At 57.4% G+C, this 12,020-nt stretch carries 12 protein-coding genes and 1 other RNA gene; 7 read left to right on the plus strand and 6 right to left on the minus strand.

Annotated elements, in window-relative coordinates; all coding sequences use genetic code 11:
• Positions 1-8 precede the first annotated feature (8 nt).
• Entirely contained in the window at positions 9-1,196 is a 1,188-nt protein-coding gene (gene glgA / locus G556_RS0102140; RefSeq protein WP_028821593.1) for a glycogen synthase, read from the minus strand.
• 150 nt (positions 1,197-1,346) lie between these two features.
• On the opposite strand from glgA, the gene glgC reads away from it, so the two are divergent.
• Entirely contained in the window at positions 1,347-2,570 is a 1,224-nt protein-coding gene (glgC, locus tag G556_RS0102145) for a glucose-1-phosphate adenylyltransferase (RefSeq protein WP_028821594.1), read from the plus strand.
• A gap of 56 nt (positions 2,571-2,626) precedes the next feature.
• Here the strand turns inward: glgC and G556_RS0102150 are convergent, their stop codons facing one another.
• Positions 2,627-3,277: an O-methyltransferase gene (locus G556_RS0102150; RefSeq protein ID WP_036915419.1), complete on the minus strand. Its 651-nt coding sequence runs from the start codon at positions 3,275-3,277 to the stop codon at positions 2,627-2,629.
• Between the two features lie 62 nt (positions 3,278-3,339).
• Here G556_RS0102150 and dapA point away from each other — a divergent pair, with 62 nt between their 5' ends.
• Positions 3,340-4,221, plus strand: coding sequence for a 4-hydroxy-tetrahydrodipicolinate synthase (dapA, locus tag G556_RS0102155; RefSeq protein ID WP_028821596.1), 882 nt, complete (start codon positions 3,340-3,342; stop codon positions 4,219-4,221).
• A gap of 51 nt (positions 4,222-4,272) precedes the next feature.
• Here dapA and G556_RS0102160 read toward each other — a convergent pair whose 3' ends face one another.
• The 3 genes from G556_RS0102160 to G556_RS0102170 are packed head-to-tail and all read right to left on the minus strand — an operon-like array spanning position 4,273 to position 7,284.
• Positions 4,273-5,448, minus strand: a complete 1,176-nt coding sequence (locus tag G556_RS0102160; protein ID WP_028821597.1) for an Mrp/NBP35 family ATP-binding protein — start codon at positions 5,446-5,448, stop codon at positions 4,273-4,275.
• A 58-nt stretch (positions 5,449-5,506) separates the two neighbouring features.
• Positions 5,507-6,013, minus strand: a complete 507-nt coding sequence (locus G556_RS0102165; protein ID WP_016456506.1) for a DUF1003 domain-containing protein — start codon at positions 6,011-6,013, stop codon at positions 5,507-5,509.
• Positions 6,010-7,284: a magnesium transporter MgtE N-terminal domain-containing protein gene (locus G556_RS0102170; protein WP_016456505.1), complete on the minus strand. Its 1,275-nt coding sequence runs from the start codon at positions 7,282-7,284 to the stop codon at positions 6,010-6,012. The genes G556_RS0102165 and G556_RS0102170 overlap by 4 nt, the downstream gene beginning before the upstream one ends.
• Before the next feature lie 146 nt (positions 7,285-7,430).
• Here G556_RS0102170 and G556_RS11370 point away from each other — a divergent pair, with 146 nt between their 5' ends.
• Complete coding sequence (locus G556_RS11370; RefSeq protein WP_233418159.1) at positions 7,431-8,045, plus strand: YflT domain-containing protein; 615 nt, start codon at positions 7,431-7,433, stop codon at positions 8,043-8,045.
• 58 nt (positions 8,046-8,103) lie between these two features.
• Here G556_RS11370 and G556_RS0102180 read toward each other — a convergent pair whose 3' ends face one another.
• The gene (locus G556_RS0102180; protein WP_028821599.1) at positions 8,104-9,582 is read right to left on the minus strand and encodes an aminopeptidase P family protein; all 1,479 of its coding nucleotides are present in this window, start codon (positions 9,580-9,582) and stop codon (positions 8,104-8,106) included.
• Between the two features lie 96 nt (positions 9,583-9,678).
• Between G556_RS0102180 and G556_RS09920 the strand changes: the two genes are divergently transcribed.
• The 4 genes from G556_RS09920 to rnpB all read left to right on the plus strand — a co-directional run bounded on the left by G556_RS09920 (position 9,679) and on the right by rnpB (position 11,928).
• Entirely contained in the window at positions 9,679-10,443 is a 765-nt protein-coding gene (locus G556_RS09920; protein WP_024111561.1) for a ThiF family adenylyltransferase, read from the plus strand.
• 4 nt (positions 10,444-10,447) lie between these two features.
• Positions 10,448-10,771 (plus strand): rhodanese-like domain-containing protein, encoded by a 324-nt coding sequence (locus G556_RS11585; protein ID WP_016456501.1) that lies wholly within the window; start codon positions 10,448-10,450, stop codon positions 10,769-10,771.
• A 33-nt stretch (positions 10,772-10,804) separates the two neighbouring features.
• Positions 10,805-11,521 carry a zinc ribbon domain-containing protein gene (locus G556_RS0102190; RefSeq protein WP_028821600.1) on the plus strand — a complete coding sequence of 239 codons (717 nt, stop codon included), beginning with the start codon at positions 10,805-10,807 and terminating at the stop codon, positions 11,519-11,521.
• A gap of 23 nt (positions 11,522-11,544) precedes the next feature.
• An RNA gene (gene rnpB / locus G556_RS10955) (RNase P RNA component class A) lies at positions 11,545-11,928 on the plus strand.
• The last annotated feature ends 92 nt before the right edge of the window (positions 11,929-12,020 follow it).

Genomic DNA, 12,020 nt, shown 5'->3' on the forward strand with positions numbered 1-12,020 from the left:
AAGGTCTTTTACTTGGACTCGTAACGCTCGATCGCCTTCTTGTAGACATCCACCGTCTGCTCGGCGATCTTCATCCAGCTGAATTCGTCGATGCAACGTTGCCTGCCTGCCTTGCCGAATCTCGCTGCGGTAGCCTCGTCGGTAACTAGCTGATTTACCTTCTGGGCAAAAGTCGACTCGAACTTCTCGATATATGCCGGGTCGTCTGCCTGCTTCGGGTCATAGGGGACGAGCAGACCGGTTTCGCCGTCCACGACGACCTCGGGGATGCCGCCGACAGCCGAAGCGACGACGGCGGTCTCTGCCGCCATTGCCTCGAGGTTCACGATGCCCAGCGGTTCGTAGATTGAGGGGCAGCCGAAAACCGTTGCATGGCTGATTACCTGGCGGACGCCATCGCGCGGTGCCATGTCCTTGACCCAGATGACGTCGTCACCCTTAATCTTGCGCAACTCATCGAGACTGTCAGAGAACTCCTGAGCGATCTCCGGGGTGTCCGGTGAGCTGGCCAGCAGCACGATCTGGGTTCCTTCTGCGAACTTCTGCGCTGCGTTAACCAGGTGGACCAGGCCCTTCTGGCGGGTAATGCGGCCAACGAAAGCGACAGACGGGCGGTTGATGTCCATGCCGATCTTGTCGCAGTAATCGTGCGCAGTTTCCGGGTAGAACTCTTCGGTGTCGATGCCGTTGAGAACCACGTGCACCTTATCCGGATCGAGCTGAGGGTAGGCCTCCAAAATATCGTTGCGCATCGCATTGGAGACGCCAATCACCGCGGAAGCGCCTTCGTAAGCAGTGCGCTCCGCCCAACTTGACAACTCGTAACCGCCTGCCAGCTGCTCGCGCTTCCACGGGCGCAGCGGTTCGAGCGAGTGGGCAGTAACGACGTGCGGAACTGACTTGTACAGGCCGCCAAGATGGCCAGCCAGGTTTGCATACCAGGTGTGCGAGTGCACCAGGTCGATGTCGGGAAGCGCATCGACCATGGATAAATCGGCGCCGAAGACACGCAGGGACGAGTTCGCGTCCGGCGGAAAGTTTTCCTGGTGGGCGGTCGCTCCGGGACGGTCTTCGCCCATGCACTGAACATCAACATCGATGAGCTTGGCAAGTTTGGGGACGAGCTGGCCAACGTGGACGCCGGCGCCACCATAAATGTACGGGGGATATTCACGGGTAAGAATTGAAACGCGCATAACCAGATAGTCGCACATTTAGGGCTTTTGCGGTCTTGAACCACCAAAAATGGCTTCTGTTGCCGTGGGTCATCTTCAAGCCGTGCATCTGAATAGGCAACTTATTGCATATTCGACAAAAGGTTGCCTGCGAACAGGTAAGTTCAAACCATGGCCTCACCTAAAGTATTGTCATTAGTCCTTGCAGGTGGCGAAGGTAAAAGGTTAATGCCGCTCACAGGAGAGCGTGCAAAACCAGCCGTCCCGTTCGGCGGCACCTATCGTCTTATTGATTTCGTGCTTTCTAACTTGGTGAACTCCAACTTGACGAAGGTTGCCGTTCTAACCCAGTACAAATCGCACTCGCTCGACAGGCACATCTCGATCACCTGGCGTATGTCGACGCTCCTCGGCAGCTACATCACCCCCGTTCCTGCTCAGCAGCGTCGCGGAAAACACTGGTATGAGGGAAGCGCTGACGCTATCTACCAGTCGATGAACCTGATCAACGATGAGGAACCGGATTATGTCGTGGTCTTCGGCGCGGACAACATCTACCGGATGGATGTCAGCCAGATGCTTCAGGCACACATCGATTCAGGGATGGATGCCACCGTGGCTGCTATCCGTGTACCGCGGAAGGAAGCCTCCGCTTTTGGCATCATCGATGCGGGTCCTGACGGCAAAATCCATGAATTCCTCGAAAAACCGGCCGATCCGCCTGGCCTGCCGGATAGCCCGGACGAAAGCTTCGCCTCCATGGGTAACTACATCTTCAGCCGCAAGGCTTTCGTGGAGGTTCTGGAAGCCGACAGTCAGGATCCAGATTCCAAGCACGATATGGGTGGGAACATCATTCCGACCTTTGTCGACGCCCAGTCCTGTGGCGTCTACGACTTCACGCAGAACAGGGTTCCGGGCTCCACCGAAAACGACCGCAACTACTGGCGTGACGTAGGCACGATCGACGCTTTCTTCGATTCGCACATGGATCTCATCTCCGTCGAGCCGGAGTTCAACCTGTACAACAACGAATGGCCGATCTGGACCAACCAGGTTCAGGCGCCGGGTGCCAAATTCACCCTGCATGGCACCGCTGAGAGCTCGATCGTTACAAGCGGTTGCGTCATCTCCGGCGGCGACGTCGACCATTCGGTGCTGAGCCCAGGAGTGCGCATCGAAGCCGGCGCTAACCTGGACCGCTGCGTGATCATGGATCGCGCTCAGATCGGTAAGGATTGCACCCTTAACCACGTGATCCTCGACAAGAACGTAGTGATTCCTGACGGAGTCAGCGTTGGCGTCGATAAGGAAGCCGACCTGGCTCGTGGGTTCACCGTCTCCGAGGGCGGCATCACGGTTGTTCCGAAGAACACCATCGTCAAGCCGATCTAAGGCATCAAAGCAAAGAATCTCCCGCTTTTTTAAGCGGGAGATTCTTTTAGATTCGACTAATTTTTAAGGGCAGCAACAAGGCCGTTGCCGAGCGGCAGCATCGTGGGGGTGAGGGATTCCTCGTCGAGAATCGCCTGCAGTGCCTCGCGGATGATTAAGGCTTCGTCGGAATCATCCTTGGGGTTAGCAACCAGGTCGTTCCAAAGCGCATCATGTAGCACGAGAATGCCGCCGGGGCGCAGCAACCGCTGTGCCTGAGCAACATATTCGCCATACTCGAGTTCGTCACCGTTGACGAACACGATGTCGTATGCACCATCGCGGAGATTGTCGAGAACCTCCAGTGCAATGCCGGCGATCAGCCTGAAGTGGTGTGAGGCGTATCCCGCATCGCGGAAAGTCTTGCGTGCCTGTGCCTGCCATTCGGTCTGGCTGTCGATGCTGGTCAACACGACCTCGCCAGCCATGCCTTGCAGAAGAGATAGGCCGGAGACGCCGGTGCCCGTCCCGATCTCTACAACATTCTCTGCCTTGATCGTCTTCGCGATGAATGTAAGGAAGGCTAGAACGCCCTTGCTTGGTACAGGCGTGCCCGCCTTCACCGCGTTATTGCGGGCTTGCGCCACTTCTTCGGAGAGCGGCACGTAGTTTTCCGCGTATTCTAGCGAACGAGCGGTTAGGGGCTCGGAAATGTTCGAATCAGTCACACCGTAAGTTTAGCCGGATTTTTGGACTATATAATGAATATTCCTGCTAACAGAGGAGCAACATGGCTGAAGCAACATTGGGACGGCTGATCACCGCTATGGTGACCCCGTTTGACGACAATGGTGACGTTGACATTGCTAGAGCCCGCGAACTCGCTGCCAGGCTGGTCGATGAACAAGATAACGACGCGGTCTTGGTGAGTGGAACGACGGGTGAGTCGCCAACCACAACCCCGAAGGAGAAGCTCCAGCTTGCTAAGGCAGTCAAGGAGGAAGTTGGCGACCGCGCCAAGGTGATCGCTGGCATCGGCAGCAACGACACGCGCGCCAGCGTCGAATTAGCTCGGGAAACGGCAAAGCTCGGAGTCGACGGGCTGTTGGCCGTCACGCCTTTCTATTCTCTGCCTCCGCAGGATGCAATCGTTTCGCACTTCAAGCAGATTGCAGATGCGACCGACCTGCCCATCATCCTCTACGACATTCCGCATCGCGCGGGGCGGGAGATCGCTACCGAGTCGATGATCGAGCTCGCCGAACACCCGAATATCTACGGCGTCAAGGACGCAAAGAAGGACGTCGCCGGATCCGCGCGCGTCATCGCAGAGACCGGCTTGGTCTACTACGCTGGTGACGACGCGATGGTGCTTTCGGAACTGTCCATTGGCGGCCAGGGGCTGGTCGGTACGTCCACTCACTTCACCGGGCGCCGAACAAAGAAACTAATCAATGCGTGGTTTTCAGGAGATCAAGCTAAAGCGTTGAGCATTTACCAAGAGCTGCTGCCGGTTTACACCGGAGTGTTCGCCACTCAGGGAGTCATGATGGTTAAGGCTGGTTTGGCCCATCAGGGTTTCTCCGTTGGCGGTCTTCGCGCTCCGCTCTTGGATGCGCCCGCAGAACTGGCCGAAGAATTCGGCAAGCTGCTAGACGAAACGAATCTTTAAGAACAAAAGTCGGTGCCAGCTAAATGTTGGCACCGATTTTTTTATGTTTATTTAGTTTTGTACGCCCAGGTTGAGAGGCTTGCCGACGATCGACTTCTTGGTTTTTGCGATCTGCTTTGCCAGCTCGATGAAGGCTGCGCCAGCAGGTCGATCGGGGGCTCCCATGACAATCGGGGTGCCCTTTTCGCCGCCTAGAGCCACTAGCTGATCCATCGGGATCTGCGCCAGCAGAGGAACGGGCTTAGCGAACTTGTCGGTCAACGCGTCGGAAACCTGAGCGCCACCGCCGGAACCGTACAGCTCGAGCTTGAAGGGCTCATTGCAGTGTGGGCAGGTGGTCTCCAGCCAGCTCATATTCTCGATGACGCCCAGAGCGTTCTGGTTCAGCATCGAGCCCATGGTGCCGGCGCGCTCGCTGACCTCCGCAACGGACGACTGTGGGGTGGTCACGACAACCATCTCGCTGCCCGGCAGCTTCTGGCCGATGGTCATGGCGACGTCGCCAGTGCCCGGGGGCAGATCGATGAGGAAATAATCCAGATCACCCCAGAAGACGTCCGCAAGTAGCTGGGTGATCGCGCGATCCAGAATCGGGCCACGCCACGCGATCACCTGATCACGACGCTCCTTAAGCATTCCCATGCTGATCACCTGAACCTGAGCTTCGACGCCGTCGGTTGCGTCCATGCGGACTGGAACCGGCATGATCATGTTGTCCATGACCGTCGGGCGGGCGTCCGTGATGCCCATCAGGTCGGGAACCGAGTGACCGTAGATATCGGCGTCCAATAGGCCGACCTTGCGGCCGAGCCTGGCAAGCGCTAGCGCAAGGTTTACGGTGACCGAGCTCTTACCGACGCCGCCCTTGCCGGAGGCGACAACGATGACGCGAGTCATGCTGCCCGGCTTGTTGAAGATGATCTGGTTTTCCGGCTTATCGCCGCGCAGCTTCGTGGTCAGCTCTTTGCGTTGCTGATCCGTCATTGCGCCCATGTGCACCTTGACGGATTTAACGCCAGGCACCTGCTCGATCGCGGTTTTAGCGTCGTTCTCTATGGTGTTCGATAGCGGGCAGCCGGCTATCGTCAGCAGAATCGTCACCTCAACATCGCCGTCATCGGTGACGGTGAGGTTGTCGATCATATTCAGTTCGGTGATCGGACGGTTGATTTCTGGGTCTATGACTGTGGTTAATGCTTCCCACACACTTTTATTTAGATCTGGCACGTACCTTTTCTACCTGAATTTGTTTTAATAACCCAGAGTCGGAGGTATTAACCTACCCTTAGTTTCCGTCGTCTTGGGCTGGCTCGTCTTCCTTATCTAGCTCCGCCAGAAGCTCGCGTAGCTGATCGCGGATCTCGTTGCGCACGAAGTCTCGGGTGGCTAGCTCTCCAACATTGTTGCGCAGTGATGCGATCTCGCGTGCCAGGAAGTCCATGTCCGCACGGCTCTGAGCCGCCACTCGGCGATCCTCCTGAGCGCTTCGTCGGTCGCGGTCCTCTTGACGGTTCTGCGCCAGAAGAATCAGGGGAGCGGAGTATGCGGCCTCGATGGAAAGCATCAGCGTCAGCATGATGAACGAGGGGGCCTCGTCAAACTGCCACGGCGAGATGGTGTTCCACAGGATCCACGCCACGATGAACACCGACATCCAAATCAAGAATGATGGGCTGCCCATGTAGCGGGCGATCCATTCGGCGAACTGACCGAATGATTCCGAGTTGATCTTTAGCTTCGGCTTCCAGCCCCTGGTGCGTCCAGGGGTGTCTAGACGGGTCTGTTCGCTCACTCTTCTGCCTCCTCGGTTTCGCCATCCATCTGAGCGCCACGCCAGTCAGGCGGCAGCATATGGTCGAGCAAGTCGTCAACCGTAACGGCGCCTACCAACTGCTGGTGCTCGTCTACGACTGGGGCAATCACGAGGTTGTAGGTGGCGAAGTAGCGGCTTAGGTCGTATAGGTTTAGGTCTGGCGACACCGGTTCGATCTCATCGTCGACCATTCTGCCGGCCATCAGGCTCGGTGGCTCTCGCAGCAGACGCTGGATGTGCACCGCGCCCAAGTACTTTCCTGTCGGCGGGTCGTGTGGTGGGCGCGTTATGAAAACCATCGAGGCTAGAGCCGGCGTGATGTCGGAGTTGCGCACCTTGGCAAGGCAGGTGGCGATGGTGGAATCGGCGCTGACGACGACTGGCTCCGGCGTCATCATGCCGCCTGCAGTCAACTCTTCATACTGCAGCAGGTTACGCACGTCTCGAGCGTCCTCCGGCTGCATTCGGGCGAGCAGGTCCTCCGCCATTTCTTCTGGTAGATCGTTAATGAGGTCGGCCGCGTCGTCCGGGTCCATCTCTTCCAGAACGTCGGCTGCTCGTTCGGCTTCCAAGGTTTCCAACAGGTCGACCTGCTCGTCACTAGGCAACTCCTGAAATGCGTCTGCCAGCAATTCGTCGTCCAACGCAAGAGCGATTTCCGACCTGCGGTCCGGTTCCATGTCGTGCAGCTCTCGAGCCACATCCGCAGGGTGCATCTCGGCCAGCTCTGCGACCTTGGAGTGCGTGCGCTGCTGATCTGTCCAGACGTACTTTGCGACATCTAGCCACTTGCGTGTGACGATCGGGCCGTATTGGGGGATGCCAAAACGCCTGGACTTGACCTCGCGGAGGGCGACTTCGGTGAGCGCCCAGTCGCGGTTTCGCACCTGCGCCATGGCGATATCGTGGACGAGCGCGCGCTCTAGTTTATTCTCAGCATCTGTGCGTTCGATGACCCGATCGAACATGTCGTCGATCACCAAAACTTCGCTGGAGCGCTGTTCGAAACGACGGGTATCGACCTGGCCACCAATCACAATCTGAGTCGCGTCGATGGACCTGACCCTGATCATCGGGACGAAAATTTGTCTTCGCGCAAACAGCTCGACGACAAGGCCTCTTACCCTGGGGTTCTTGCCCAGCCGGGCCTGGACCACGGCATCGCGGACCTTGCCGACCTGTTCGCCACGGGCGTCCAACATCGGGAGGCCGCGCAGCTTACTGATGAAAACGGCTGAAGACACACTCACAAGCGAAATCCTACCCTTTGGAGTGAGCAATCATGGTCTTCATTAGGCCCTGGGTAAACCAAAACGAATCGCTAACTCACAAGTTCTTCAAAGTTGGCTCACAGGTTGCTTGTCTAGTCTGGGCTAGTACCGAATTGGAGGAACACATGCCAAACCGAATTAACATGGACTCGGCTGCCCGAATCAAGGGCGCCACGGCGATAGCCATCTATGACGAATATTCCGACGCGCAGCGCGCAGTCGATTACCTGTCGGATCGGGAGTTCCCCGTCGAATACTGCACTATCGTCGGTACTGATCTGAGGTCTGTAGAGAAGGTGACGGGCAGGCTCACCTGGGGCAAAGTGATGGGTGCTGGTGCCCTACAAGGCGTGATTTGGGGCATTGGCCTAGGTCTTCTGATGATGCTGTTCTGGCCGGGTGCCGGGCTCGCCACTTTGGTCATGGCGGTAGCCATCTTCATCTTGATCAACCTCATCACTACGGCGATCACCTATCAGGTTTCAGGTGGCAACAGGGACTTCACTTCGACGACTGCCATCGTCGCCACCCACTACGAGATTCTCGTTGACCGTCAGCACGCAGCTAAGGCTCGCTCGATCTTAGCCGGGCCGACCTACACGGGCACCCCAAACCAGGTGGCTCAGCAGGATGCCGCCACTTCGCAGGACCTGAGCAGCTGGGCTCCGCCGGCGGCACCTAGCCCGCAGCCGGATGCAAATCAGACCCCTCAGCAGACGTTCGATCCGCGCGGCAACTAGCAAACTCAAAAAATTAGGCCTGGTCGGTTTTCTCGACCAGGCCTAATTTTGTTTCGGTCTAATTCAGTAAGCCTGCCATCCAGTCCTCTACATCCTTGCTGGAGCGGGGGAGCTGATCGGACAGGATCCTCGCCGCGCCGTCAGTGATCAAGATGTCGTCCTCGATGCGCACGCCTATTCCGCGTAGCTCCTCGGGCACCATCAGATCAGTGGACTTGAAGTAGATGCCGGGCTCAACGGTGATGACCATACCGGGCTCAAGCTTGCCTTGGCGGTACACCTCGCGCCGGGCAGCAGCGCAGTCGTGAACGTCCAGGCCGAGGTGGTGGCTGGTGCTGTGCACCATCCAACGCCTCCACTGGCCGCCCTCCGGGCTCAGCGCCTCTTCCGCGCTGACGGGCAAAATTCCCCATTCTTCGAGCTTGCGAGCTATTACCGAGACCGCTGCGTAATGCACGTCGAGGAAGTCAGCTCCTGCGCGCGCAGCCTCAATGCCTGCGGACTGAGCCTCATAGACCGCGTCGTATACCTTGCGCTGAGCATCCGTGAACTTACCGTTGACCGGCATAGTGCGGGTGACGTCAGCCGTGTATAGCGAATCCAGTTCGACGCCGGCATCCATCAAAAGCAGGTCGCCGTCCTTCAGGTCCCCATCATTAACGATCCAGTGCAATGTGTTTGCGTGGTCTCCGGAGGCCGCGATGGTGTCGTAACCAACGGCGTTTCCACGGTGCCTTGCGTGCAGACCGAAGACGCCCTCAACCCAGCGCTCGCCACGGCCGTTCTTCACGGCATTAGGGAATTCCTTCACGACTGCCTCGAAGCCTACCGCTGTCGCCTCACAGGCTTCGACCAGCTGCGCCACCTCGAAATCGTCCTTGATGAAGCGTAGTTCACTGAGAGCGGTCTCGAATTCTGCGTCTTCTTTGTCGCCCCTGCCACGCCACTGGTCTACCCTGTCGGCAAGCTCCGGACTGGCCCCGCGAAGGATCCTCGTCGGTGTGGTGGAAGCCGCCTGGCGTAGGTTCATTTCGAGATCACTGATGTCCATAGTGTTGATAGCGCCAAGCGCGCTCATCTCTTCCAGAGACTCTCGCTGGCCGACCCACATTTCGCCGTAAGTAGAGTCGGCGTAAAACTCCTCGTCCGTGCGGGGGACCCTAGGGTGGAAGTAAAGATTGGCATCGTGCCCGCCGGCGCTCGGCTCCATCACCAGAAACGCGTTGGGTTCTCTGTCGGTGCCAAGGCCCGTCAACCAAGTAAATGCGCTGTGTGGACGGAAACGATAGTCGCAGTCGTTGTTACGAACCTGAAGGTGCCCTGCAGGAACAATCAGTCGTTCGCCAGGGAACATCTCGGAAAGCTGCTGACGGTGCTTGGCGGCATTGACTGCACCCGCGATTGGCTTAGGAAGGTTCGGATCGTACGGCTGCCAATCCTTGCAGATAAACTCCTTGAAAGCCTCAGAGAATCTGCTCTGCCTGTTGGCTATTTCAGTTTTTGGGCTGCCCTTCTGCTCTGGGGTCGTCTCGTTCATCAAAATCCTTTTCACTAGCTAACATCGAGTCTATGTCGCGAAAGCTGCTTTTCGTTCATACGCTCAGTGGTTAACCATAATCAGTTCGGAGAACAGATGATCTCGCCAAAAGAGAAACAGAGAATTTCTAGACAGTTAGTGCTGCCAGGTTTTGGCGTGGCGGCTCAAGAACGACTCGCCAGTGCTCATGTCGTGGTGATAGGCGCGGGAGGCCTCGGCGGGCCGCTACTTTTGTCTTTGGCCGGGGCAGGCGTCGGGAAAGTGACAATCGTCGATGACGACGAGGTCAGCCTTTCCAATATTTCCCGTCAGATTCTTTTCAACGTTGGCGACATCGGAGAATCGAAGGCCCGCCTTGCCGCAGAGAAGCTTTCCAAAATGCACCCGGACGGTAGTTTTCTTGCCGTTACCGAGAATTTCAGCCCAGAAAACGCGCTAAAACTAGCGTCCGACGCGGATCTTCTTGTCGAAGCGAGCGACAACTTCAACACGAAATTCTTAAGCGCAGACGTCGCGGAAGTCACCTCTACTCCTCTGGTTTGGGGCTCAGTGCTCAGATTCGAGGGGCAAGTTGGTCTGTGCTGGAGCGGTGAAAGAGTGGTGGATGGAGTTGGTTTCAGGGATCTGCATCCCGAGCAGCCCTCTTCCGATCTGATCCCCGACAACGCGAAGGTTGGAGTGCTTGGCGCATCCACCGGGGTCATCGGCAACTTGATGGCCACGGAGGTAATCAAATTCATTGTTGGAGTAGGCGATTCGCGGCCAGGCCTGCTGCTCAGCTACGACGCTATGAGTGCCAGGCTGATCCGTTCTCAGGTGGTCGCTAACAGCTCAAGACGTCAGCTGCGCAAGCTAGGGTGATTGCATGTTGAAAAAGGAATCCAGCGCAGACGAACTGTTAGCGATGATCAGATCGGGCGAAGCAGTGGCCTTGGATGTCCGCGAGGACGACGAACGAGAGGCAAAAGACTTATCGGTGCCATCTGAGCACCTTCCGCTTTCTCGCATGAGCGAGCAAGTTTTCGACGATTTCCTCACAGCTTTGGGCGCAACTACTAAGGTCGTCATCTACTGTGCCTCGGGAGGTAGGAGTCAGCGAGTGGTAAACCACTTCTCTGATAAAGCCGCTAAGGCTGGCGTCGAGCTGCTTAATCTGCCCGGTGGTGTGCTTAAAAACGCCGGTAAATAAAGCAGTTGGCTAACGCTGGCATAATATGGCCCTATGCAAGCAGAACCTCGCCACCAACGTGTCCTTCTCGATTTAGCCAAACTCGATACCGAGGCAGCGCAGCTCCAGCACCGCAAGCGAACGCTTCCGGTGCTGAAAGAGCTCTCAGAGCTTGCCAGTGAGCGCAAGAAGCTACTCGAGGAGGTTGTGGTCGCAGACACCAAGGCCAGCGACACGAAGATGATCCTAGATCGAGTCGACGAAGACTTAGAACCCGCAAAGGCGAGGCTGAAGCGAAACGATGAGCTGGCCCACACGAATCTGCCGCACAAGCAGATTCAGGCCATCCTCGACGAGAGCGAACACCTCAAAGGCCGCATCGCCGAGTTAGAAGAACAGCATCTGAGCGCAGAAATTGACGCCGAAGAGGCCAGCGAAAAGGCCGCGGCGCTAGCTAAGCAGCGCGTCGACATCGAGACAAAGATGAAAGAACTGATCGTAGAGCGTGACGAGCAGGGCAAACAGATCGATGCTGACTACAAGGCCAACCGCGACGAGCGCGCCCAAACCGCTAAGGCAATTCCCGAGGCGTTGTTGAACGTCTACAACAAGATCTCTCAGCGAAACATCTACGGCGCAGCGCCATACAACAACGGTCGCTGCGGTGGCTGTGGGCTGGAACTCGACGCGACAGACAAGAAGCGCGCCCAGGAAGCCAGCCCCGAAACCGTGCTTCGCTGCGAGGAGTGCAGTCGAATCTTGGTTCGCTGATCGCGCTATACTTGTCGCTCGGATGAGTCGGCCGGGTGATCGCGGCGAAAGCTGAGGAAAGTCCGGGCTCCACAGGGCAAGGTGGTGGGTAACGCCCACCCGGGGTGACCCGCGGGATAGCGCAACAGAAAGTAGACCGCCTAGTTTGGCCTTAGCGCCACACGGGTAAGGGTGAAAGGGTGGTGTAAGAGACCACCGCGACGTCGGCGACGGCGTTGGCATGGCAAGCCCCACCTGGAGTAAGACCAAGAAAGACGCACTGCGTCTGCGACGGCTTAAGCTGCCCGCCTAGCCGTCGGGTAGGTTGCACGCCGGCGGCGCAAGTCGCCGGGGAAGGCTGCCGGTAACGGCAGTCGCAGATGGATGATCACCGATTACAGAACCCGGCTTATAGGCCGGCTCGTCCCTTACAAATTCAGCAGCCTGGTCTTTAACATGTCGTAATCCTCTTGGGTTATTAGCTTCTCGTCAAGTATTTTTTTGGCCTTTCGGAGCTGCT

Source organism: Propionimicrobium lymphophilum DSM 4903 (genome assembly GCF_000423485.1).
GTDB lineage: Bacteria > Actinomycetota > Actinomycetes > Propionibacteriales > Propionibacteriaceae > Propionimicrobium > Propionimicrobium lymphophilum.